The organism is Nonomuraea glycinis (assembly GCF_035920485.1).
Lineage (GTDB): Bacteria > Actinomycetota > Actinomycetes > Streptosporangiales > Streptosporangiaceae > Nonomuraea > Nonomuraea glycinis.
The window spans coordinates 9583141-9606349 of sequence record NZ_CP109166.1; the positions used below are offsets into that span (position 1 = coordinate 9583141).

At 71.8% G+C, this 23209-nt stretch carries 18 protein-coding genes and 1 tRNA gene; 8 read left to right on the top strand and 11 right to left on the bottom strand.

Going from position 1 to position 23209, the window contains the following annotated elements; genetic code table 11:
• The first annotated feature begins 253 nt into the window (after positions 1 to 253).
• On the top strand, positions 254 to 1192 hold the full coding sequence (locus tag OHA68_RS44980) for an aldo/keto reductase (RefSeq protein WP_327105706.1): 939 nt from the start codon (positions 254 to 256) through the stop codon (positions 1190 to 1192).
• A gap of 8 nt (positions 1193 to 1200) precedes the next feature.
• Here OHA68_RS44980 and OHA68_RS44985 read toward each other — a convergent pair whose 3' ends face one another.
• The 3 genes from OHA68_RS44985 to OHA68_RS44995 form a co-directional block, all read right to left on the bottom strand.
• The gene (locus OHA68_RS44985; RefSeq protein WP_189144714.1) at positions 1201 to 1869 is read right to left on the bottom strand and encodes a response regulator transcription factor; all 669 of its coding nucleotides are present in this window, start codon (positions 1867 to 1869) and stop codon (positions 1201 to 1203) included.
• Positions 1850 to 2614: a sensor histidine kinase gene (locus OHA68_RS44990; protein WP_189144713.1), complete on the bottom strand. Its 765-nt coding sequence runs from the start codon at positions 2612 to 2614 to the stop codon at positions 1850 to 1852. The genes OHA68_RS44985 and OHA68_RS44990 overlap by 20 nt, the downstream gene beginning before the upstream one ends.
• 417 nt (positions 2615 to 3031) lie before the next feature.
• A complete protein-coding gene (locus OHA68_RS44995) occupies positions 3032 to 3970 on the bottom strand; it encodes a UbiA family prenyltransferase (protein ID WP_327105707.1) in 939 nt (312 codons plus the stop codon).
• Positions 3971 to 4315: 345 nt separating this feature from the next.
• Between OHA68_RS44995 and OHA68_RS45000 the strand changes: the two genes are divergently transcribed.
• Together OHA68_RS45000 and OHA68_RS45005 are read left to right on the top strand one after the other, a co-directional pair.
• Entirely contained in the window at positions 4316 to 6085 is a 1770-nt protein-coding gene (locus OHA68_RS45000) for a 2-isopropylmalate synthase (protein WP_327105708.1), read from the top strand.
• A gap of 64 nt (positions 6086 to 6149) precedes the next feature.
• Positions 6150 to 8885 carry a helix-turn-helix transcriptional regulator gene (locus OHA68_RS45005; protein WP_327105709.1) on the top strand — a complete coding sequence of 912 codons (2736 nt, stop codon included), beginning with the start codon at positions 6150 to 6152 and terminating at the stop codon, positions 8883 to 8885.
• A gap of 88 nt (positions 8886 to 8973) precedes the next feature.
• Here OHA68_RS45005 and OHA68_RS45010 read toward each other — a convergent pair whose 3' ends face one another.
• Entirely contained in the window at positions 8974 to 10419 is a 1446-nt protein-coding gene (locus OHA68_RS45010) for an acyl-CoA carboxylase subunit beta (protein WP_456094120.1), read from the bottom strand.
• 211 nt (positions 10420 to 10630) lie between these two features.
• On the opposite strand from OHA68_RS45010, the gene OHA68_RS45015 reads away from it, so the two are divergent.
• The gene (locus OHA68_RS45015) at positions 10631 to 13837 is read left to right on the top strand and encodes a GH92 family glycosyl hydrolase (protein ID WP_327105710.1); all 3207 of its coding nucleotides are present in this window, start codon (positions 10631 to 10633) and stop codon (positions 13835 to 13837) included.
• A 4-nt stretch (positions 13838 to 13841) separates the two neighbouring features.
• On the opposite strand, the gene OHA68_RS45020 is transcribed toward OHA68_RS45015, so the two are convergent.
• From OHA68_RS45020 to OHA68_RS45050, 7 genes are all read right to left on the bottom strand, one after another.
• The gene (locus tag OHA68_RS45020) at positions 13842 to 14750 is read right to left on the bottom strand and encodes an SMP-30/gluconolactonase/LRE family protein (protein ID WP_327105711.1); all 909 of its coding nucleotides are present in this window, start codon (positions 14748 to 14750) and stop codon (positions 13842 to 13844) included.
• A gap of 130 nt (positions 14751 to 14880) precedes the next feature.
• Positions 14881 to 14953: transfer RNA gene (locus OHA68_RS45025), tRNA-Ala, on the bottom strand.
• A gap of 97 nt (positions 14954 to 15050) precedes the next feature.
• The gene (locus tag OHA68_RS45030; RefSeq protein WP_327105712.1) at positions 15051 to 15809 is read right to left on the bottom strand and encodes an alanyl-tRNA editing protein; all 759 of its coding nucleotides are present in this window, start codon (positions 15807 to 15809) and stop codon (positions 15051 to 15053) included.
• Between the two features lie 70 nt (positions 15810 to 15879).
• Positions 15880 to 17100, bottom strand: coding sequence for a CynX/NimT family MFS transporter (locus OHA68_RS45035; RefSeq protein WP_407674534.1), 1221 nt, complete (start codon positions 17098 to 17100; stop codon positions 15880 to 15882).
• A 123-nt stretch (positions 17101 to 17223) separates the two neighbouring features.
• On the bottom strand, positions 17224 to 17868 hold the full coding sequence (locus OHA68_RS45040; RefSeq protein ID WP_327105714.1) for an SRPBCC family protein: 645 nt from the start codon (positions 17866 to 17868) through the stop codon (positions 17224 to 17226).
• A 31-nt stretch (positions 17869 to 17899) separates the two neighbouring features.
• Complete coding sequence (locus tag OHA68_RS45045) at positions 17900 to 18277, bottom strand: hypothetical protein (protein ID WP_327105715.1); 378 nt, start codon at positions 18275 to 18277, stop codon at positions 17900 to 17902.
• Positions 18274 to 18639, bottom strand: a complete 366-nt coding sequence (locus OHA68_RS45050; protein WP_189144705.1) for a hypothetical protein — start codon at positions 18637 to 18639, stop codon at positions 18274 to 18276. Before OHA68_RS45050 ends, OHA68_RS45045 begins: the two co-directional genes overlap by 4 nt.
• 74 nt (positions 18640 to 18713) lie before the next feature.
• Between OHA68_RS45050 and OHA68_RS45055 the strand changes: the two genes are divergently transcribed.
• The 4 genes from OHA68_RS45055 to OHA68_RS45070 all read left to right on the top strand — a co-directional run bounded on the left by OHA68_RS45055 (position 18714) and on the right by OHA68_RS45070 (position 23188).
• Positions 18714 to 19208, top strand: a complete 495-nt coding sequence (locus OHA68_RS45055; RefSeq protein WP_327105716.1) for a DUF523 domain-containing protein — start codon at positions 18714 to 18716, stop codon at positions 19206 to 19208.
• Positions 19209 to 19373: 165 nt separating this feature from the next.
• Entirely contained in the window at positions 19374 to 20744 is a 1371-nt protein-coding gene (locus OHA68_RS45060) for a Dyp-type peroxidase (protein WP_327105717.1), read from the top strand.
• Between the two features lie 103 nt (positions 20745 to 20847).
• Complete coding sequence (nhaA, locus tag OHA68_RS45065; protein WP_327105718.1) at positions 20848 to 22647, top strand: Na+/H+ antiporter NhaA; 1800 nt, start codon at positions 20848 to 20850, stop codon at positions 22645 to 22647.
• Positions 22622 to 23188 carry a hypothetical protein gene (locus OHA68_RS45070; RefSeq protein ID WP_327105719.1) on the top strand — a complete coding sequence of 189 codons (567 nt, stop codon included), beginning with the start codon at positions 22622 to 22624 and terminating at the stop codon, positions 23186 to 23188. The genes nhaA and OHA68_RS45070 overlap by 26 nt, the downstream gene beginning before the upstream one ends.
• Positions 23189 to 23209 lie beyond the last annotated feature (21 nt).

Consider the following 23209-nt stretch of genomic DNA (forward strand, 5'->3'; position numbering starts at 1 on the left):
TAAGGGCGAGTAGGGGTCTGGAACCACGACAATCTGCACAGACACCTGGCACCCCTACGACAACGTAGGGGAAAAAATCGTGCTTTAGCACATCACGGCCGTACCATGGTCTCGGGTTCCTCGGCAAGGCACCCGTGGAAATAGTCCCATTTGACTTAGCGGCTCAACACACTTTGACTAGAGCCGTCAACGAGTCGGGGGGACACGTGAAGGGAATTCGGTGCGCTACACGAGGCTAGGCCGAACGGGACCGGTGATTTCCGCGATCGGACTCGGCTCGATGGCCCTGAGCGGTGCCTACGGCCCCGTCGAGGCCACGGAGGCGGACCGGCTGGTCCGCCGGGCGCTCGACGCCGGTGTGACCTTCCTCGACACGGCCGACTTCTACGCGGCCGGCGAGGTGGAGCGGATGGTCGGCCGGGCCGTCGCCGGGCGGTCCGGCGAGGTCGTGGTGGCCACCCGCGGCGGCATGCGCGTGCGCGGCCCCCAGGAGCCGGTGGAGGTCGACGAGCGCCCCGGCGACCTGGAGCGCGCCTGCGAGTCGTCGCTCCGCCGCCTCGGCATCGACCGCATCGGCCTCTACTACCTGCAGTGCCGTGGCTCCCGGGCGCCGATCGAGGACGGCGTGGCCCGGCTGGCCGAGCTGGTGCGGGCCGGCAAGATCGGCTGCATCGGGCTGTCCAACGCCACCACCGAGCAGCTCCGGCGGGCCCACGCCGTGCACCCGATCGCCGCGCTCGCCATCGAATACTCCCTCTGGGGGACCTGCGTCGACGCCACGCTGCTCACCACCGCGCGTGAGCTGGGCGTCGCCATCGTGGCGGTCCGCCCGCTCGGCCGCGGCTTCCTGACCGGCCGGATCAGGACCGACCGGCTCACCCCGGGCGACTGGCGGCGCTCCGACCCCCGGTTCAGGCCCGAGCGGCTGCGGCTGCACGCCGGGCCGCTGCAGCGGCTGGAGACCGTGGCCGCCCGGCTCGACCTGGGCACGGGCCGGCTCGCGCTGGCCTGGTTGCTGGCGCGCGAGGAGCACATCGTGCCGGTGCCCAGCACCCGTGACCAGGTGCATCTGGAGATGAACCTCGCCGCCTCGGCGGTCGAGCTGCCACCGGAGGTCCGCGAGCGGCTGACCGGGCTGTTCCCCGGGAGCTTCCCCGCCGAATTGGCGCACTCGCCGGTCCCGCTGATCTGAGGCGCGGGTCAGTCCGGGTCGGTCCTGCCCTGCGGCATGATCAGGGAGGCGGCCAGCGCCTTGTTCACCGCGTCGATCCGCGAGACCGCGTTGAGCTTGACGAAGATGTTGCGCATGTGGCGCTTCACCGTCGCCTCGGCCAGGCCGAGCTTGCGGGCGATCTGGCTGTTGCTCAGCGCCTGCGCCGCGAGCTGGAGCACCTCCAGCTCCTTGTCCGACAGCGTCGGCGCGGCCGCCGCCTCCACCTGGGCGACGCTGTTGCGCGAGACGGCGAGCACCACCCTGGAGGGGTCCTCGCGCACGCTGCGCACCGCCGCGATCAGCTCGTGCCGGTGCACGCTCTTGAGCAGATAGCCGCGGATCCCCGCGCCCAGCAGCCTGCTGAGCAGCTGCGGACCGTCGTACATGCTCAGGATGATGATCCTGGTGTCCGGCGACAGGGTGCGGATCCGGGAGACGGTCTCGGTGACCTCGTCGCCGGGGATCTCCACGTCCAGCAGCACGACGTCGGGGCGGGTGCCGGCGACCAGGGTGACGGCGGCCGTCGAGTCGCCGGCCTCGCCGACGATCCTCATGTCGCCCACGGACTCGAGAATCTCGCGCAGCCCCTCCCGGAACAGCGCATGGTCGTCCACCAGAGCGATGGAGATGGTCGTGTCAGCCGCCGTCCGGTCCACCGTTTTGCCTCTTGAGTGGGATGAACACTTCGACCAGGCAGCCGCCGCGCGGCGTGCTGGAGATCACGACCCGGCCGCCGAGCAGCGCGGCCCGCTCGCGCATCGAGGCCAGGCCCACACCGCCCTGCTCGCGGGCGGTCGCCGGGTCGAAGCCCCGGCCGTCGTCCTGCACCGACGCGATCAGCGCGTGCGGGGCGATGTCCACCCGGATGAACACCGACGCGGCGCCGGCGTGGGTGAGCGCGTTGCGCGCCGCCTCGCGGACGATGAGGAACGCCTCGCCGATGCTCGCCGGGTCCGCCCAGGACTCGTCGCCGTTGACGTCGAGGCCGACGCACACGTCGTCGTCCTCGACCGTCTCCAGGAAGCTCAGCAGGGACTTCTCCAGGTCACCCGCCGGGGTGGCCGGGTGCAGCTCGGAGGTGATCTGCCGCAGATTCTCCATGATCTCCTGTACGGCCTGCTGCACGACCGCGATCTTGGCCAGGGCGCGCGCCGGGTCGGTGGCGTGGTAGACCTCCGACAGGGCCAGTTGCTGGTGGGCGACGCTGATGCCGTGCCCTATCCGGTCGTGCAGTTCCCGCGCGATGCGCCGGCGCTCGTCCTCCTGGGCCTGGTGCACCTGGTTGAGCAGGAAGCCGTTGTAGCTCTCCGACGCGTCACGGACCCGCCGCGACAGGCTCTCCTCCATGCCGGTGACGGCCAGCGCCAGCACCTCGGCGGGCTCGTCGAATTCGACGGCCATGCGCCGGGCGAGATGATTGACGGCAGTGCGGAAGAAAAGTGAGCCCGCCTCAAGAGAAGCGGCAGGGTGAACTCCTTCCGCGGCTCTGGCGTTTCCCACTTCACGCGCATGAAGTTTGTGCCGGTTACTGACCTGGACCTTTCCGGCGCGTAGCGTAGCGGCCACGTCCTCCAGAACGTACTGCGCGGTCAATAGGGCCTGACGCCTGGCCTGGGAAGCCGCGAAAACGGCGTTTCCGGTGGTCAGCAGGGCCGACTCGAATTCTGCGAGGATTTCGTCGCGACACGAATCGACGCATCTCGCCGGATCATCCGTTGCTTTGTGAGCCCCCTCCACTGACGTCCCCTCCGGCCGTGGGCCGAGTACAAGCACGCCTCCCACTATCGATCATCGGGGAGATCACCGCAACATATAGCGTCATATGTTCGACAAGACAGCCGTAATGTGAACAAGGTGTTGCGTGGCCATAAAGGTCTTGTATGGCCGCCGGCGCGCTCCGCGCTCCTGCTCAGCCGCCCGGACCCGGACGCGCGTCCCCGCCACGACCACCGCCGTGACCCCGGCCGCCATCGCCGCCAGCACACCGGCCAGCCGCGCCTCCCAGATCACCACGGCCACGCAGAAGGCGGCCAGCAGCGTCAGCGCGGCCACCATCATCAGCCGGCTCGACACCCGCTCGCCGAGCAGCACGCCGACCGTACGCCGGCCGGCCGCCGCGTCCCCCGGGATGTCGGACAGGTCCTTCGCCGGCACGCCGACCATGACCATCCAGCAGGTCGCGGCGGCGGCGAACACGATCAGCCCGGTCGGCGCGACCCCGCCGGTGTCGGCCGTCGCGACGGTGAACCCGGCGAGGTAGGACAGCAGCCCGGACAGTACGAGGACCGCCACCGTGCCACCGGAGCTGCTCTTCAGGGCGGCGGGCGGCCCCGAGTAGAGGTAGCCGAGCCCGAGGTTGACGGCGATGATCCAGCTCATCGGCCCGGGCAGGCCCACCGTGGCGACGAGCGCGAGGACGGCCGCCCCGGCGGCCACGGCCGTGGCCGTGCCGGGAGACAGGTCCCCCCTGGCGATCGGCCGGCCGGAGCCGTTGATGCGATCCTCGGTGATGTCGGTGACGCCGTTGAAGAGGTAGATCGCGAAGATCGAAAGCACCCAGGCGAGTCCCCCTTGCAGGACCCTGGCGGGCTCGGCGAGCGAGGTGATCGGCAGCGCCAGGGCGACCCCGGTCAGATAGCGCAGCGACGAGACGGCCAGCACGGACGGACGGGCTTCGGCGAGGCACAGGGCGACGACCCGCGCACCGGCGAGGACATCAGCGGGGAACGGGGCCGAGGGAGTCCATTTACCTGGCATAGCCGGATTGTCATCAGCGCCACGCCCGCTGATAAGGGGGCCACCCCGGAAGTTGTAGTGGGACTACGCCTTTCGATACCCCGGCCTGCCCCCTTGGATTTCAGCCACGAACTCATGGTGCACCGCCTTGTCCCGCTATGGCGACCCCTATAGTTTCGGCCTCGCCACGAGATAATCGCCGGCGTCCCGGGCCCGCCCCCTGACATGGACGCAGGGGAGGCTTTTCCCGTTGAAACCCGCGCAGTGCTGATATCGGAAATTCACCCGACACGGAACCACCGCCTCGCGGCGGCCACCTCCTCCGGTGCGAACAGAACAGGACACCATCAGGAAGGACATCCGACCATGCAGGGCGCCGAACGCTACACCGGATTCACCCCGCTCGACCTGACCGACCGCACCTGGCCCAGCAGGCGCCTCCGCTCGGCCCCCCGCTGGCTCTCCACCGACCTGCGGGACGGCAACCAGTCCCTGGCCCGCCCGATGAGCCCGGACCGCAAGCTCATGATGTTCGACCTCCTGGTCTCCATGGGCTACACGGAGATCGAGGTCGGCTTCCCCGCCGCCAGCCGCGACGACCGCGACTTCGTACGGCTGCTCATCGAGCGCGACCTGATCCCCGACGACGTGCGGATCACCGTGCTGACCCAGGCCCGCGAGGAGCTGATCCGCGAGACCGTCGACTGCCTCAAGGGCGCGCCCCGGGCGATGGTGCACATCTACAACGCCACCTCCCCGCTGTTCCGGCGGCTGGTCTTCGACCTCGACCGGGCCGGCTGCCGCGAGCTCGCGGTGCGCGGCACCCAGGTGATGATGGCGCACGCCGAACGCGTGCTGGGCGGCACCGACCTGGGATACCAGTACTCCCCCGAGCTGTTCAACGAGACCGAGCCGGACTTCTCCCTAGAGGTGTGCGCGGCCGTCATGGACGTCTGGCAGCCCGAGGCGGGCCGGGGCATCATCCTGAACTTCCCGACCACCGTCGAGCGCTCGCTGCCCAACGTCTTCGCCGACCAGATCGAGTGGCTGGACCGCAACCTGCCGCACCGCGAGCACGTGTGCCTGTCGGTGCACCCGCACAACGACCGGGGCACCGGCGTGGCGTCGGCGGAGCTGGCCCTGCTGGCCGGCGCCGAGCGGGTCGAAGGCTGCCTGTTCGGCAACGGCGAGCGCGCGGGCAACGTCTGCCTGGTCACCCTGGGCATGAACCTGTTCTCCCACGGCGTCGACCCCGGCATCGACTTCTCCGACATCAACGCCGTGCGCCGCACGGTCGAGCGGTGCAACCAGCTCCCGGTGCACCCCCGGCACCCCTACGGCGGCGACCTGGTCTACACCGCCTTCTCCGGCTCGCACCAGGACGCCATCAAGAAGGGCTTCGACGATCGGGAGCGGCAGGCCGCCGCCACCGGGGTGGCGCCGGCCGAGCTGCCGTGGCGCATGCCGTACCTGCCGGTGGATCCCAAGGACGTGGGACGCACCTACGAGGCGGTGGTGCGGGTCAACAGCCAGTCGGGCAAAGGCGGCGTGGCCTACGTGATGAGCGCCTGGCACGGCCTCAACCTGCCGCGCGGGTTGCAGGCGGACCTGGCCGCCCGGGTGCAGGCACAGGCCGAGACGCTGGGCGGCGAGCTGTCCCCCGGCCGGATCGGGGCCCTGTTCCACGAGGTGTACCTCTACCAGGGCGACCCGTCCGCGCCGCTGCCGATCGGCAGGACGCCCCTGCCGGCCACCTTGTACGTCGACGGCGGCGTACGGATGAGCGAGATGAGCGGCCCCTGCGCCGACGCCGTGCGCACGATCGGCTCGGTGCTCGCGCCGTGGGGCGTCCAGGTGCGCGCGGTGCACCGCACCGCGCCGCCGCTGGACGAAGAGCTGACGCCGGAGCGGCCCGTGCTCGCCGGGCGCGCACCGGGCGATGTCGTCGTGTACGCCGAGTGCGGCCTGGACACGGGCACGGCGTGGGGCGCCGGCATCGGCGCGGACGTGGCGGAGGCCGCGCTCTCGGCGGTGCGCGCGGCGAACCGCAGGCCGGCCGGTCGGCCCAGCCGTCCGGCGCCGGCCCGGCCCGGTCTGCCCGCCGAGCGCCCCCGCCTGGTGGCAGCCGGAGAGTGACCGCGCCTGGGTGGCAGCCGGAGAGTGACCGAAGTCCCTCGGACGCACAAGGAGGACCCTGACTGTGGACGACCAACGGCAGGGCATGGCCCATCTCCGCAAGCTGCTGGAGGAATCGGTCGGCGGCCGGGGCCGGATCGCGATGGTGACGGGCGCCGTCGCCACCGGCAAGAGCGAGCTGCTGCACGGCTTCGCCGACCAGGCGCTGGAGCAGGGCGCGCTCCCGCTGTCCGCGACGGGCTCCCGGGCGGAGCGCGACCTGCCGCTCGGCGTGCTCTCCCAGCTGGTGCGGAACACCCCGACCGACGAGCACCGTACGGCCACGCTGGATCTGTTGCGCGAGGGCTCCCACGCGCGGATGTCGCGGGATCCGGGGGCCGAGTCCTTCGAGCACGTGGACGTGCAGATCGTGGACGCGCTCTGCACGGTGCTGCTGAAGCAGTCGGAGCGCCGCCCGCTGGTCATCGTCGTGGACGACGTGCACCATGCCGACCGCGCCTCGCAGCTGTGCCTGTCCTACCTCGCCCGGCGGGTGACGTACGCCCAGATCATGCTCGTCTTCAGCGTCCCCGACCACCACGCGCACCTGCGGACGCTGCTGCACACCGAGATGGCGCGCCAGCCGCACTGTCACGCGGTGCGGCTGGCACACCTGTCGGCCGAGGGCGTGGCCGCACGGGTACGGCGGCGGGCGGGGGCGCAAGCGGCCGACCTCTTCGCCGCCCGGTGCCACGAGCTGAGCGGCGGCAACCGGCTGCTGGTGGACGCGCTGCTGGAGGACCTGCAGGCCACCGGCGAGCCCGGGGAGAGGTACGCCGACGCGGTGCTCGCCTGCCTGCACCGCGCCGACCCGGGCCTGCTGCCCGTCGCCCGCGCGCTGGCCGTGCTCGGCGAGCCCGGCACCGCCGGGCGGCTGCTCGGCCAGGGTGAGGCGACCACGGCCCGGGCCGCCCAGGCGCTGACCGGGGCCGGCCTGCTCGCCGGGGGCCGCTTCCGGCACGAGGCCGCCGCGTCCGCCGTGCTGGCCGGGCTGGACGGCGCGGAGCTGGTCGACCTGCACCGCCGGGCCGCCGAGCTGACCTATCAGGAGGGCGCACCCGCCCCCGTGGTGGCCACCCATCTCCTCACCGCGAGCCACGCGGGCGACCCGTGGGCGCTGTCGGTGCTGGAAGAGGCCGCCAGGCAGGCGCTGCGCGACGACGGGGTCGAGTCGGCGATCGAGTATCTCAAGCTGGCCCTGCGGGCGTGCGAAGACGGGCGGCGCCGGGCGCGGATCGCCACCACCCTGGTCCGGGCCACCTGGCGGATCGACCCCGGCACGCCGACCGGGCACCTGGCCGAGCTGACCGAGGCGCTGCACAAGGGCGACCTGGGCGGCGCCGACGCCATCGTGCTGGCCAGGGCGCTGCTGTGGCACGGCCACGTCGCCGACGCCAAGGACGTGCTGAGCCGTCTGGGCGAGCTGGACCGCGAGGCTCTGGCGGAGCTCGCCGCGACGCGCGCCTGGTGCCGGGGCAGCTGGCCCGCCTTCCTGCCGCACCTGCCGGAGCCGCCCGCCGAGCAGGCGAGCGCCACGGCCCGTTCCCTGGGCGCCGACCGCCGGCTGGAGTCGGCCGACGCGCTGGCCTCGGCGCTGCACGAGGGCCCGAGCGCCGAGCTCGCGCAGACCGCCGAGCGCGTCCTGCGCGGCTCCCGCCTGGACGAGATGTCCATGGACGCGGTGGAGTGCGCGCTGCTGACCCTGACCTACACCGATCGGGCCGATCGGGCCGCGCCCTGGTGCGACGCCTTCGTCACGGAGGCCGCCGGCCGGCACGCGCCGAGCCGCCAGGCCAGGCTCTCGGCGATCCGGGCGGAGATCGCGCTACGCCGGGGCGACCTGGCGGCGGCGGCGCGCGACGCCCAGCGGGCCCTCGATCTCATCTCGCCGGACAGCTGGGGGGTGGCCGTCGGCGCGCCCTTGGGCGTCCTGCTGATGGCCGGGGCGGCGATGGGCCGCCACCTCGACTATGTGCGGCAGGCGGCCCAGCCGGTGCCGGAGGCGATGCTGGAGACCCGGTTCGGCCCGCAGTACCTCTACGGCCGGGGCCGCTTCGCGCTCGTCTCCGGCCAGCCCCGGCAGGCGCTGCGCGACCTGCGGCTGTGCGGCGAGCTGATGGGCGCGTGGCGGATGGACGTCCCGGAGTTCATCCCGTGGCGGGTGGACGCGGCCGAGGCGCTGGTCCGGCTCGGCGAGATCGAGGAGGCGCGGGCGCTGATCGACCAGCAGCTCGCGGGCGGCGGCAAGCGGTCCAGGCGGGTGTACGGCATGGCCCTGCGCGTGCTGGCCGCGACGGCCGAGCGCCGGCACCGCGCCGTACTGCTGCGCCGCGCCGCCGACCTGCTGCAGATCGGCGGCGACAGGTACGAGCACGCCAGGGCGCTGTTCGACCTCATCGACGCCTACCACGCGATCGGCGAGCACCGCAGGGCCGGAATGCTGGCCGGCCGGGCCCGCGCGCTGGCCACGGAGTGCCACGCGGGCGCCCTGGCCGACACCGCGCCGCGCGGCCAGCGCAACGGCGGCGCCGGCGGGCAGGCCGCCGGGCCCGTCATCAAGGCCGTGGCGTCGCCGGTCCTCAGCGACGCCGAGCAGCGGGTGGCGGCACTGGCGGCGGACGGATACTCCAACCGGGAGATCTCCGGCAAGCTCTTCATCACCGTCAGCACCGTGGAGCAGCACCTGACGCGGATCTACCGCAAACTCAACGTCTCCCGCCGCGACGACCTACCCCCCAGCCTGGCCGACCGAGCGGTGTAAAGCACCTGCACAGTCCCGCCCCGCCCGCCCGACTGAGCGGATGTCCAGCCAAGGCTGCCCTGAGCGGTTGCCCCGCTCAGCGTCCCGTTCAAAGCGGGATGTTGGAGTGGCGGCCGCGGGCGCGCGGTGCCCGGTCCAGCGCCTGGGCGAGCCTGAGCCGCGTGGTCTCCGGCGCGATCACCTCGTCGACCACGCCGAGGGCCATCGCCCGCGCCACCCCGCCGGCGGTCCGCCGCTGCTCCTCGGCCAGCCGGGCGCGCAACTCCTCGCGCTCCTCGTCGGGGGCCGCGGCCAGGGCCTTGCGGTGCAGAACGCCGACCGCGCTCTCCGCGCCCATGACGGCCACCTCCGCGTCCGGCCAGGCGAAGATCGCGGTGGCGCCGAGCGAGCGGGAGTTCATCGCGATGTACGCCCCGCCGTACGCCTTACGCGTGATCAGGGTGACGCGCGGCACCACGGACTCGGCGAAGGCGTGCAGCAGCTTGGCCCCCCGCCGTACGACCCCGCCCCACTCCTGGCCCACCCCGGGCAGGTAGCCGGGGACGTCGACCAGGACCACCAACGGAACCCCCAGCGAGTCACACATCCGGACGAACCGCGAGGCCTTCTCCGCCGACAGCGAGTCCAGGCAACCGCCCTTGCGGATGGGGTTGTTGGCCAGCACCCCGACCGGACGGCCGCCGAGCCGGCCCAGCCCGATCAGGACGTTGGCCGCCCAGCGAGGTTGCAGCTCCTCGAAGACCGGCCCGCGGGCGTCGCCGTCCAGGATGGCGTGCACGAGCGGACGCACGTCGTACGCGCGCCGCGGCGAGTCGGGCAGCAGCGCGCGCAGGTCTCTCGGCTCGCGCAGCGCGGCCAGCTCGAACCGGCCCGGCGCCTCGCGCAGCAGCCCGGCCAGACGGCGAGCCCGGAAACAGGCGTCGTCCTCGTCGGCGGCCGGCACGTGCACGACCCCGGATCTCGGGCCGTGCGCGTCGGGACCGCCGAGCGCGGCCATGTCGATCTGCTCGCCGGTGACGCTGCGGACGATGTCGGGGCCGGTCACGAAGACGCGCCCGGAGCCGGTCATGACGACGACGTCGGTCAGGGCCGGCCCGTAGGCGGCGGCCCCGGCGGCCGGCCCGAGGACGACCGAGATCTGCGGCACCACGCCCGAGGCCCTGGTCATGGCGGCGAACATGCGCCCCACGCCGTCCATCGACTCGACACCGTCGGCGAGCCGGGCGCCGCCGGAGTGCCACAGGCCGATCACCGGGCAGCCCTCGGCCACGGCGAGGTCGGTGGCGGCCACGACGTGCAGCGCCCCGGCCGCGCCGAGCGCGCCGCCCATCCGCCTGGCGTCGGTGCAGAAGGCGATGACGGGCCGGCCGTCCACCCGCCCCCGCACGGCCGTCACGCCGCTGTCGTCCTCGGCGTGCAGGGCGGCGGGCGTCCCGGGGTCGAGCAGCCGGGCCAGCCTGATCATGGGGGCACGCGGGTCGCCGGCGGGCCTCTCGTCCGCCGGCCGGTCCGCCATCACGGGTAAGACGGTCATCTCTGATCCCCTGCGCTCGGTGGTCTCCCCGGGCACCTGCCGGATCGGTGGTCTCCCAAGGGCACCCACCGAATGTGTCAACGGTCCCCCTGGCCGCCAACCCCTATTCGCACCTGCGGCGATGGCAACTTGTGCACGCCGTTTTCGCTCGTTGACCGGGGTGACAGGGCGGGATTCGATATCACGATCTCACTTCCGAAAGGTGTGCGACATGTCTCCATGGTCGTTACCGATCGTCACCACCTTGCTGATCGCCACCGTGCTCCCTCCCGGAGTCGCGGCGATCGCCGATCCCGAGACCGCGACGGCGCCCGACCCGGCCGCCCTGGTCAATGTCTTCCATGGCACGAAGGAGGCCGCGTCCGACTTCGGTCACGGCGGCGGCGGAGGCATGACCTTCCCCGGCGCCGTCCTCCCGTTCGGCATGATGCAGTGGAGCCCTGACACGGTCGAGGACGCCGGCGGCGGCTACCGCTGGGAGGACGACCGATTGCGCGGCTTCTCCATGACCCACATCTCGGGGCCGGGGTGCACCGGCGCGCAGGACTTCCCCGTGATGCCCTTCTCCGGAAAAATCGGCCGATCGCCGGCGACGCACGGGATGGACTACGTCCAGTCCTTCAAGCACGCCAACGAGCAGGCCTCGCCCGGCTCTTACGCCGTCACCATGGACTCCGGCGTCAAGGCCGACCTGTCGGTCAGCATGCGGGCGGGCGTCGGCCGGTTCACCTTCCCCAAGGACAAGCCGGCCACGCTGCTGCTGAACACGAGCGGCTCGATCAACGGCGTGGACGACGGCGAGACCCGGATCAGCGGCGACACCGTCGAGGGCTGGGTGCAGACCGGCGGCTTCTGCGGCCCCCCGACGCGCTACAAGGTCTACTTCCACGCCACCTTCGACCGGCCGATCACCGGCTTCGGCACCTGGAAGGACGACCAGGTGCTGCCGGGCACGCGATCCGTCGAGAACGCCTCCAAGGCCAAGGTGCGGGGTCACGTCGTCACCTCCGACGACGTCGTGGTGAACGGGCCGGGCTCGGGAGCGTACCTGGAGTTCGACTCCGCCGCGCCGGTGCAGATGCGCGTCGGCCTGTCGTACGTCAGCGTCGACGGCGCCCGGAACAACCTCCGGACCGAGATCGCTGCCAAGAACCTGGAGCAGGTGGCGGCCGAGGCCGGCGCCGTCTGGAACAAGCGCCTCGGCCAGGTGACGATCAGCGGCGGCAGCGACGCCCAGCAGCGCACCTTCTACAGCAACCTCTACCACGCGCTGCTCCAGCCGTACGTCTTCGAGGACGCCGACGGCACCTACGTCGGCTCGGACTACAAGCCACGCACCGTGCGACCGGGACACCACCACTACGCGACCTTCTCCGGCTGGGACGTCTACCGCAGCGAGGTTCAGCTGCTGGCGCTGCTCGCACCGGACGTGGCCGGCGACATCGCGCAGTCGATGTACGCCAACGCGCAGGCACTCGGCAACGTGTGGGACCGCTGGTCGCACCAGAACGCGGTCACCGGCGTCATGGTGGGCGATCCGTACCATGTGATCCTTTCCACCGTGTACGCCTTCGGGGCACGTGACTTCGAGGCCGCGGACGCGCTGAAGGCGATGGCCGCCGCCGCCCGGCGCAGTGGCCCGATGGACATCGGCCACCCGCTGCTGGCCTACGACGAGCGGCCCGGAAACGCCGCCTACATGGCCAAGGGGTATGTGCCGTCGGACCCGTCCGCGACCCTGGAGTACGGCGTGGCCGACTTCGGCATCGCCCAGCTCGCCGCCCGGCTCGGCGACCAGCGGACGCGGGCGGAGTTCATGAAGCGGGCGCAGGCGTGGCAGCACCTGTACAACGCGGGCAACGACTGGATCCAGCCCCGGATGGGCAAGGGCTCGTTCAAGGCGCCCTTCGACCCGGCCGCCGCGGACGTCTACATGGAGGGCAACGGGGCGCAGTACCACTGGCTGGTGCCGCACAACGCGCGCGGCCTGTTCACCGCGATGGGCGGCACCGGCAAGGCGGTGGCGCGGCTGGACGACTACTTCACCGAGCTGAACGCCGGACCGCACCGCGCGTACGCCTACCTCGGCAACGAGGTCGCGCTGCAGTCGCCGTGGCTGTACGCGTGGGCCGGTCAGCCGTACAAGACGCAGGAGGTCGTACGGCGGACGCAGAAGGAGTTGTTCGGCCCCGGCGCCGACGGGCTGGTCGGCAACGACGACCTGGGCACGATGGGCGCCTGGTACGTGTGGTCGGCCATGGGCCTGTTCCCGGCGATCCCCGGCCGGGCCGAGCTGCTGGTGCACACGCCGCTGTTCGACCGGATCACCATCGACCGGCCCGGCGGCGACATCGTGATCAACGCGCCCGGCGCCGGCGGCGGTTACGTCCAGGCGCTGCGGGTCGACGGCGCCTCGACCTCCCGGGCGTGGCTGCCGGAGACGTTCGCCACCCGGGGCGGGCGGCTGGACTTCAAGGTGGGCACCACACCGAACCGGACTTTCGGCGCCAACCCGGCCGACGCGCCGCCGTCGTTCGACGAGGGCGGCGAGCCGTACCTGCTCGGGCTGGACCCGGGGAGCGGACCGGTGGCGCCGGGCGGCACGTTCGACGCCAATCTCACCGTGCGCTCCCTGGACCGGGCCGCCACGGTCGCGTGGCGCGCCACCCCGCCCGCGGGGATCACCGTCTCACCGTCGAGCGGCACCCTGCGGGTGCCCGCCAAGGGCGCCGTGACCACGAAGGTCAGGGTCACCGTGCGCCCGGACGTGGCGCTCGGCTTCCACACCGTGCCGATCGTCGCGGGCGAGGCCACCGGCGGCATCCGGCTCAACGTGGCCGAGCGCGGCACGCTGGCGTGGCATGCGAACAACGCCGGCATCGGCGACGCCGCGGCTCCCGACGAGGCCAACATCGACGGGCCCGGGTTCAGCTTCTCCGCGCAGGCGCTGGCCGACGTGGGGATCGAGCCCGGCGGCAGCGTCGACTGGAAGGGCTTCACCTTCACCTGGCCGGACCGCAGGCCGGGCGAGTGGGACAACCTGCGCCCGGGCACCGCGCCGATCGAGGTGGCCGCGCCCGACGGGGCGAGCAAGATCGCCTTCCTCGGCGCGGGCGTCAACGGCTGGCCCGAGTCGAAGGTCACGATCACCTACACGGACGGCTCGACGAGCACCGGCAAGCTGGGACTCAGCGAGTGGATCCTGGACTTCGGCGGCGAGCCGCCCGCGTTCGGCAACGAGATCGTGGCCGGCACGCCGTACCGGCTCTTCTGGGGCTCTTGGGCGCTCCAGCCGATCGGCGCGCACATGTTCGCGGCGCAGCCGATCGCGCTGGATCCGGCGAAAAAGGTGGCTAGCCTGACCTTCGCCCCGGCGGAGGACGGCGAGCTGCACCTGTTCGCCTGGGCCTTCTCCTGACGGCTCAGGGAGCCCAGACGGGCCGGGCGCCGCGGATGTTCAGCATGACGGAGTAGAGGGACGTGGTCGCCGTGATGAACACCCGGTTGCGCTTGGGCCCGCCGAAGACCAGGTTGGAGACGCTCTCCGGCAGGATCAGCCTGCCGAGGAGCGTCCCGTCCGGGTCGTAGCAGTGCACCGAGGAGCCGACCGCGGCCCACACGCGGCCCGCGTCGTCCAGGCGCAGGCCGTCGTAGCTGCCCTCGCCGCTGTGCTCGGCGAACACCCGGCCGCCCGCCAGCGTGCCGTCGTCGCGCACATCGAAGATCCGGATGTGGCGCTCCTCGGTGTCGGTGACGAGCAGGCTCCGCTCGTCCAGGGAGAAGGCCAGCCCGTTGGGCCGGCTGAAGTCGCCCGCGGCCAGGCTCGTCCGGCCGCTGAGCGGGTCGATCCGGTAGACGTGGCAGCCGTCGACCTCCTGCTCGGCCCGGTGCCCTTCGTAGTCGCCCAGGATGCCGTACGGCGGGTCGGTGAACCAGATCGACCCGTCGGAGCGGACCACGACGTCATTGGGGCTGTTGAGGCGGTCGCCCTGCCAGCGGTCGGCCAGCGTGGTGACCGACCCGTCATGCTCGGTCCTGGTCACCCGGCGCGCGCCGTGCTCGCAGGAGATCAGCCTGCCCTCCCGGTCGAGGCTGTTGCCGTTGACGTAGCCGGACGGCTGCCGGAACGGCGCCACCGTGCCCGTCTGCTCGTCCCAGCGCAGCAGCCGGTCGTTGGGGATGTCGCTCCACACCAGGAAGCGGCCGGCCGGGAAGTAGACCGGCCCCTCCGCCCAGCGGGTGCCTCGATAGAGGCGCTCGACGTGCTTGTCCCCGCTGACGGCGGCGATGCGCTTGTCGAATGCCTCGAACTCCACAGGAATGAGATCCATGATGTACGGCCTCCCTCGGCTACGAGGGTTCATTCATAGCAAGATCACCGGTCGTGCACCAAGGACCTCAGGGGGGCCGGTCGACGGATAGGGGTGCCGACCCCTATCCGCGCGGCGAGAACATCGAGGGTGGAGCTATGGGGATTCGAACCCCAGACCTCCTCCATGCCATGGAGGCGCGCTACCAACTGCGCCATAGCCCCTTGTGATGCGCCGCCAAGTGTATCGGAATCTTGGCACCGTCGCGTCACCCGCCCGGGGCGGCCCTCAAGGCGTCACGTCACCCGCTCGGGGCGGCCCTCAAGGCGTCACGGTGGTGCGCATGGACAGCGACTGCCCGTCCAGGATCAGCTCCACCGTCACCCCGCCCAGCTCGGCGGCGTCGCGCACGTGGGTGCCGCCGCACGGGATCGACGCCTCGCCCTCCGGCAGCGCGCAGTGCCAGGTGCGGCGGGCGGTGAGCTCGGGGCCCGGCACGTCGATCCGGACCGGGGCGCCGGCCGTCACCCACGCCTGAAGCCGCTCGTTCACCTCGCGCCCGACCTCGGCGACGTCCAGCCCTTCGGCGGTGAACCCCTTCTTGCGCAGCGACTTGCCGAGCCGGTACTCGTCCGCGCTGGCGTGCGGCGTGATCCGCGACGAGGTGATCGCGCTCTGGTCGAAGTCGGGGTGCCCGAGCGCGTCGAGCGCCGCCTCCTTGCGCCACCGCCCGGCCAGGGCCGCGTTGAGCGCCAGGGCGGCGAGGTGGCAGGCGGTGTGCCCGGCCGACAGGGCGGCCCGGTGGCCGGCGTCGACCTCCAGCTCCACCTCGGCGCCGACGGCCAGGGGGTCGCCGGTCACGTGCACGACCAGCCAGTCCCAGCCGTCCGCGCCGCGCCGTACCGGAATGTCGCCGCCCAGGAGGATCTCGCCGTCGGCGGCGCGCGCGCCCGTCACGCAGTCGAGGACGGGCAGGCCCCCGATGACGCCGCGGTCGGCGGGCTGGTCGGGCCAGGTGTGGTCGAGGGGGTGGAAGGGCGTCTCGGAGGCGACGAGCCCGTGCCGGCCCCCTACCGGCACGGACCCGACGATCTGGGCACGGCCACTGACATGACCGTGGGGAAAGGTGACGACTGTCGATTTCACGGTGTCATCCTGGCAGAGGCGCTTTCCGCTCGTCCTCCAGATAACGCTCGCGTCCCGCGTACAGGCCGGTCAGGAGCTGCACGAGGAGCACGGCGAAGATCAGCGTGTACGGCACCGCCCAGCCGCCGCTCGCCTCCCGGAGCACGCCCACGAGGAGGGGCCCGGCGCCGGCGATGAGGTAGCCGGCGCTCTGCCCGAAGGCGGACAGGCCGGCGGTCGCCTCGGGCGTGCGGGTGCGCAGCGCGAGCATCATGAGCGCCAGCGGGAACGAGCCCATGCCGATCGCCACGAACCCCACCCAGATCAGCGCGGTCGAGGCGGGCGCGGCCCACAGCCCGGCGAAGCCGATGGCGTAGGCCACGACGAGGCCGATGACGACGGGGCGCTGGTCGCGGAAGCGCGAGGCGATGACCGGCACCAGGATGGTGACGGGGATGTTCAGCGCGGTGAACGCGCCGAGGATGACCCCGGCCCGGTCAGGGGTGTAGCCGCCGTCGGTGAGGATGGTGGCGAGCCAGCCGAACATGATGTACGCGATCATGGACTGGGTGCCGAAGTAGATCGCGACCGTCCAGGCCAGCTTGCTCCTGGCGAGCCGGCGGATGCCGGACTCCGACTGGGCGGCGCGCCGTTCCGGCTCACTGCGCAGCAGCATGAGCCACGGAACGACGGCGACGGCGGCCAGCGCCGCCCACACGCCGAGCGCGATGTGCCAGTCGCCGGACGCGCGCTCGATCGGCACGGTGGCCGCGGCGGCGAGCATGGTGCCGACGGCCAGCGCCGTGGTGTAGACGGTGGTCATGATCCCGATGCGCGCCGGGAAGTGGCGCTTGATCAGCGTGGGGATGAGCACGTTGCCGACGGCCCCGCCGGACAGCGCGATGGCGCTGCTGATCAGGAACACCGGCGCGGAGCCGACGAGCGACCGGACGAGCATGCCGACGCCGAGCGTGATCAGCGCGAGCAGCAGCAGCCGGTGCTCGCCGACGCGGCGGGCCAGCGTGGGCGTCACCGCGCCGACCGTGGCGAAGGCCAGCACCGGCAGTGTGGTGAGCAGGCCGGCGCCGGCACTGGTCATGCCGAGCGCGGTGGACAGCTGGTCGAGCAGCGGGCCGACGCTGGTCACGGCGGTGCGCAGGTTGAGCGCGGCGAGGACGATTCCGAGCACGAGAAGCCAGGCGAGGGACGTGGTTCTGCCTCGTGGGGCTTGGGTGAGCACGGTCATGCCGGGAGTGTCCTCCACTCATCAAATCATGGGATGAATTACATCCTAACAGCCCCCGAAAAGGGACAGTTATTCCCAGGCATGACGAAAGCCCCCGGCGAGCGCCGAGGGCTTTCGCGTGACCTACAGGACCGGCCGGGGTCCCTGGGGCGGCTCGTCGTGCGGCGACACCGGGCCGGGAGGCGGCAGCGTGCCCTCCCGGGGGAAGCCGCTGCCGCCGATCGTGCCGGGCGGCACGGGCCGGTCGGTGACCCCGCCGCTGGAGCCGGGCTGGTGCGAACCGGGCAGGTCGCCGCTGCCGGGGCCGTGCTGGTGCGGGCCGGGCACGTCGCCGCGCCACGCGCCGGTCTCGCCGCCGCGCGACTCGATGAACGTCTTGAAGCGTTCCATGTCACCCTTGACCCGCAGCTTGACGATCTGCAGCCAGTCGCCGGCCTTCTCGACGAACCCGTCGGGGTCGTACTCCATCTGGAGCGTGACCCTGGTGGTCTCGGGGTTGAGCCGGTGGAAGGTGACCACACCCGACTGGTGCGGCTTGTCGATCGACCGCCAGGCGATGCGCTCGTCCGGGTGCTGCTCCGTGATCTCGGCCTCGAACTCGCGCTTCACACCGGCGATCTCGGTGATCCAGTACGTGCGCGTGTCGGTGACCTGTTTGATGGATTCGACGCCTTCCATGAACTCCGGAAAGCTCTCGAACTGGGTCCACTGGCCGTACGCGACCTTGACGGGGACGTTGACGTCTACGGAGTGTTCGATCGTACTCATGAAAGTAATCGCTGCCCCCGCGATCGCGCCGTTAACGTCGGCGCAGCAGCCAGTAGAGGCCCACGAGGGGCAGCACCAGGGGAATGTACAGGTAGCCGCTGCCGAAGCCCGACCAGACGGTGTCGTCGGGGAAGGCCGCCGGGACGAGCAGGCTGACCGTGCCGATGACGAGCACCCCGGCCAGCTCGATGCCCAGCGCCGCGAGCGCCACCCGGCGCGCCCCGCGCGCCAGGGCGACGGTGAGCAGCACGTAGACCAACGCGGCGAACGCCGACAGCGTGTACGCCAGCGGCGCCTCGCCGAACCTGGTGAGGATCTGCACGGTGGCGCGCGCCCCCGCGGCGAGCGCGAACAGCCCGTAGACGGCGACGAGCGCGCGGCCGGGCCCCGCGCCGAGCGCGTCGCTCACCCGGCCCCCTGCCAGATCTGCAGCAGCCGCCCCGTCATCACCGCGACGGCGAACCCGGCCACGACCAGGATCGCCGGGCCCCACCTGCTCCGCTCGGCCAGCGCCAGCCCGACGCCCGCGACCGGGATGAGGGCCACCCCGGCGAGGTAGCCGAACAGCGTGGCGGCGCCGCCGGCCGCCTCCTGCCCGCCGGCCACGGCCGCGATCACCAGGCCGGCCTGGACCAGGATGGCCACTTCGAGCACGGCGAAGGAGACGAGCAGGATCATGCCCATGGTCCGGTCGCGGATCGCGGTGATCAGGCTCGCCAGCGCGAGCAGCAGCGAGCCGACGATGACGATCGTGGCGACGGTGGTGTTCATCGAGGAGAAGGCTATCGCCCGGCCGGGTCGCCCTCGATCCCGTCCGGCACCGCGGCGCTCGTAGGATCGAAGGCGTGGAAAGGATCCTCGTCAGCGCCTGCCTGATGGGCCGCCGGGTCCGCTTTGACGGCGGCGCCAAGACCAGCTCCGACGAGCGGCTCGCCGCCTGGCTGCGGGAGGGCCGGCTGGTGCCGTTCTGCCCCGAGGTCGAGGGCGGGCTGGGCATTCCGCGGCCCGCCGCGGAGATCGAGGGCGGGGCGGGCGGCGCGGCGGTGCTGTCCGGGGCGGCCCGCGTGCTCGCCGCCGACGGCTCCGACGTCACGGCCGCGTTCGTGTCGGGCGCGCGGGCCGCGCTGGAGGCCGCCCGCGCCTGCGGCGCCCGGCTCGCGGTGCTGAAGGAGGGCAGCCCGTCGTGCGGCGCCCTGACAATCTATGACGGTACGTTCAGCGGCCGGCGCACCGCTGGTCAAGGCGTGACGACCACGCTGCTGGAGCGCGCGGGCATTCGCGTGTTCACCGAGGATCGGGTCGACGACGCGGCCGCCTACCTGCGCGCCCTGGAGCCGTAGAACGCGCTTTTCAGAAAAATCCTCGGGTTGAGAACCGACGCCCCGGAATCGCAGTCATAGATGTGGGACGCACCGCTGAACGTGGGTCGAACGCTGCTGACACCCCGTGCCGGTGCGACCGGGGGCCCGGGAAACCACCGGAACACGGGGAGAGGACACTCGGCGATGCCAGTCGATCTGACCAGCGAACAACCCTTGGCCTGGGATTCGGCCACGCTCGACGCGGACACCAAGAAGATGCTCGACAACCTGCAGCCGAACATTCTGAAGGCGCACGTACGCGAGCACCTGTCCGTGCTGTTCGTCCGTTTCAACGACATCACGGCGGGCCGGCGCTATCTCCGGAAGATCGCCGAGACGAAGATGAAGTCGGCGCGCCAGCACCTCGAAGAGGTCCGGGACTTCACCACGAAGGGCCGCCAGGGCACCCCCTACGTGGGCCTCGGCATCAGCAAGGCCGGCTACCGCGACCTCGGTCACCCGGTCGAGGACATGCGCCTGTTCGGTGACCCGGCCTTCCGCGACGGCATGAAGCGCCGCGTCGCCGAGGTCCAGGACCCGCCGGTCGAGGAGTGGGACAAGGCCTACCAGCGGGAGATCCACGCCGTCATCCTCATCGGCGCCGCCGAGCGCGAGCCGGTCGAGGAGCTGCGCAGGGAGCTGATCCGCGACCTGCCCCCCAGTGCCAGGCTGCTGGGTGAGGAGACGGGACAGGGCATGCGCAACCCGGCGGGCGACGGCATCGAGCACTTCGGCTACGTCGACGGCCGCAGCCAGCCGCTGTTCCTCAAGGACGAGGTGGACAAGGAGCCCAGGGAGCACTGGGATCCGGCGTTCCCGCTGAGCAACGTCCTGGTCGCCGACCCGCTGGCGGCCGATCCCGGGACCCACTTCGGCAGCTACTTCGTCTTCCGCAAACTGGAGCAGAACGTCCGCGCCTTCAAGGAGATCGAGCAGGAGCTGGCCGACGACCTCAACCTGGAGGACGCCGACCGCGCCCGCGCGGGCGCCATGCTCGTCGGCCGCTTCAAGGACGGCACCCCCGTCACCCTGCACGGCGAGGCGGGCGGCGGCACGGTCGTCAACGACTTCACCTTCGACGCCGACGAGGGCGGCAAGTGCCCGTTCAGCGGCCACGTCAGGAAGACCAACCCGCGCTCGCACAGCCGCAACGTGATCATGGCCAGGCGCGGTCAGACGTACGGGCAGCGCGACGACGACCCGTGGGACGACGCACCGCCGCATGCGCGCCCCAGCGGTGAGGTGGGCCTGCTGTTCATGGCGTTCAACAGCAGCCTTCAGGACCAGTTCGAGTTCACCCAGCAGAGCTGGGCGAACAACCCCGGCTTCGAGGTCTTCGGCACCGGCCACGACCCGATCATCGGCCAGGGCGAACGGGACATCAAGGTCACCTTCCCCAAGGCGTGGGGCAAGCCCGGAATGTCGCCGCCACAGCGCCAGGTGGCCCAGACCGTCACCATGAAGGGCGGCGAGTACTTCTTCATGCCCTCCCTGGCCTACCTGCGCGCACTGTGATCCCGGGGCGCGCGGGACCTGCCCTCCCGCGCGCCCCTGCCGCCCCTCTCTGCTCCTAGTGGACTCCCTCTAAGATCGAGGGGCAAAGGGGGGCGGAAAGACCATGTTGCGGGGATTTTTCAAGAACGAGGCGAGCAGCACCACCGTGTTGCTCGCCGCGACGGTCCTGGCGATGCTCTGGGCCAACTCCCCCTGGAGCGAGACCTACGAGGCCTTCTGGCACACCAGCATGGGGCTGTCCTTCGGCGACGCCTCCTTCTCCCTCGACCTGCGCCACTGGGTCAACGACGGGCTGATGACGCTCTTCTTCTTCGTCATCGGGCTGGAAGTCTCGTACGAGGTGCGGATGGGCCAGTTGCGGGACCGGCGGCTGATCGCGGTGCCCGCCATCGCGGCGCTCGGCGGGCTGCTCGTCCCCGCCGCCATTTACCTCGCCTTCAACGCGGGCGGGCCCGGCGCCGTCGGCTGGGGCGTGCCGATCGCCACCGACACCGCGTTCGTGCTCGGCCTGCTGGCCGTGGTGGGCGCCCGCTGTCCCGAGCCGCTCAGGGCGTTCCTGCTCACGCTGGCCATCGTGGACGACATCCTGGCCATCATGGTCGTGGCGATCTTCTACACGGAGAGCCTGTCGATCCCGTCACTGATCACCGCCGCCGCCCTGCTGGCCGCGATCATGACGCTGCGCTGGCTGAAGATCTGGCGCGCGCCCGCGTACATCGTGCTGGGGTTCGGGCTGTGGCTGGCGACGCTGGAGAGCGGCGTGCATCCCACCCTGGTGGGCATCGCGCTGGGCGTCCTGGTGTTCGTGTACGCGCCCAGCGACCACAAGCTGCTGCGGGCCGGCGAGGCGGTGCAGGAGTTCACCAGCTCCCCCAGCCCCGCGGCGGCGGCCCAGGCCACCCGGCTGGTGCGGATGGCCGTCTCCGTCAACGAACGGCTGCAGATGCGGCTCCACCCATGGACCGCGTTCGTCATCGTGCCCATCTTCGCGCTGGCCAACGCCGGGATCCGGCTGGACGCCGAGACGCTGCGCAACGCCGCCACCTCGCCCATCGCCATCGGCGTGGCGGTCGGCCTGCTGGCCGGCAAGCTCATCGGCATCACCATCGGCACCTGGCTGCCGCTCAGGCTCAACTGGGGCGTCCTGCCCGGCAACCTGGTGTGGGGCCAGCTCCTGGGCGGCGCGGCGGTGTCCGGCATCGGGTTCACGGTCGCGCTGTTCATCGTGGACCTGGCCTTCGAGGACCCGCGCCTGCACAGTGAGGCCAAGATCGGCATCCTGGTCGGGTCGCTGCTGGCGGCGCTGCTCGGCTGGATCGTCTTCCGGATGGCCTGGGACCGGGGCGGCGTCTGCGCCCCGCCGGACGCCGAGCCCGAGGAAGAGCTGCCCGTGCTGCTCAGCGAGCCCGTCGGGCCGGACGACCACATCCGCGGGCCGAAGAAGGCGGCCGTCACCCTCGTCGAGTACGGAGACTTCGAATGCCCCTACTGCGGGCGGCTGCACCCCATCCTTGAGACGCTGCGCCAGCGGCACAAGGACCTGCGGATCGTCTTCAGGCACTTCCCGCTGCGCACCCTGCACCCCCGCGCCGTGCCCGCCGCGATGGCCGCGCAGGCGGCCGCCGACTCCGGCAGGTTCTGGGAGATGCACGACATCCTCTTCGACAACCAGCGCTTCCTCACCGACGAGGACCTCGGCCGCTATGCCGACCAGCTCGATGTCGACCCGTGGTCCGACATCCACCGCCACCAGACCAGGGTCGGCAGGGACGAGGCGTCGGGCCGCGCGAGCGGCGTGCGCGGCACCCCCACGCTCTTCATCAACGGCGTGCGCTATCAGGGCGGGCTGGACCTGGAGTCGATCAGCAAGGCGGTGGATGAAGCGCGGCCCCGACAACCGTAAGTCGCCCCACCGTCTGGAGACCTCCCGCAAGATGTTGAGCTATCTGATCCCCTCCCTCCTGTGCCTGGTGCCCGTCATCGGCATCGTGGTGACCGCGATGGCACGACGCACCCATGGGCGCGCGGCGATCATCGGCATGCTGGGCTGCGTCGCGCTTCTGCTGAGCGCCCTGGCACAGGTCGGGCAGGCCATCCTTCTCGCGTCCATGTCCCCCAGGGACGGCTACACCGTCATCGCGATCATGTCGCTGGTCATGACCGTGCTCAGCCTCACGGGGATCAGTCTGCTGATCTGGGGCGTGGTCGCCCGCCGCCCGGCCGCCCAGCCACAGCCACCGGCCTGGCAGCCGTACGGACAGCAGCCCAGCGGCCCGCAGCCGTACGGACAGCAGCCCGGCAGTCCGCAGCCGTACGGACAACAGCCCAGCAGTCCACAGCCGTACGCTCAGCAGCCCAGCGGCCCGCAGCCGCATGGACAGCCGCTGCCGGGGCAGCAGCCATATGGTCGGCCGCCCCAGCCGCCGTACGGCGGTCAGGGCTGACTCGCCGTAAATGTGGCAGTG

What these genes read in the sequence shown, in the direction of transcription:
- OHA68_RS44990 (WP_189144713.1), bottom strand. Translation starts at nt 2,614, where the DNA reads ATGGCCGTCGAATTCGACGAGCCCGCCGAGGTGCTGGCGCTGGCCGTC.
- OHA68_RS45050 (WP_189144705.1), bottom strand. Translation starts at nt 18,639, where the DNA reads ATGAACACCACCGTCGCCACGATCGTCATCGTCGGCTCGCTGCTGCTC.
- OHA68_RS45070 (WP_327105719.1), top strand. Translation starts at nt 22,622, where the DNA reads ATGAAGCGCGGCCCCGACAACCGTAAGTCGCCCCACCGTCTGGAGACC.
- OHA68_RS45000 (WP_327105708.1), top strand. Translation starts at nt 4,316, where the DNA reads ATGCAGGGCGCCGAACGCTACACCGGATTCACCCCGCTCGACCTGACC.
- OHA68_RS45060 (WP_327105717.1), top strand. Translation starts at nt 19,374, where the DNA reads ATGCCAGTCGATCTGACCAGCGAACAACCCTTGGCCTGGGATTCGGCC.
- nhaA (WP_327105718.1), top strand. Translation starts at nt 20,848, where the DNA reads ATGTTGCGGGGATTTTTCAAGAACGAGGCGAGCAGCACCACCGTGTTG.
- OHA68_RS45035 (WP_407674534.1), bottom strand. Translation starts at nt 17,100, where the DNA reads ATGACCGTGCTCACCCAAGCCCCACGAGGCAGAACCACGTCCCTCGCC.
- OHA68_RS45040 (WP_327105714.1), bottom strand. Translation starts at nt 17,868, where the DNA reads ATGAGTACGATCGAACACTCCGTAGACGTCAACGTCCCCGTCAAGGTC.
- OHA68_RS45010 (WP_456094120.1), bottom strand. Translation starts at nt 10,419, where the DNA reads ATGACCGTCTTACCCGTGATGGCGGACCGGCCGGCGGACGAGAGGCCC.
- OHA68_RS44995 (WP_327105707.1), bottom strand. Translation starts at nt 3,970, where the DNA reads ATGCCAGGTAAATGGACTCCCTCGGCCCCGTTCCCCGCTGATGTCCTC.
- OHA68_RS45020 (WP_327105711.1), bottom strand. Translation starts at nt 14,750, where the DNA reads ATGGATCTCATTCCTGTGGAGTTCGAGGCATTCGACAAGCGCATCGCC.
- OHA68_RS45015 (WP_327105710.1), top strand. Translation starts at nt 10,631, where the DNA reads ATGTCTCCATGGTCGTTACCGATCGTCACCACCTTGCTGATCGCCACC.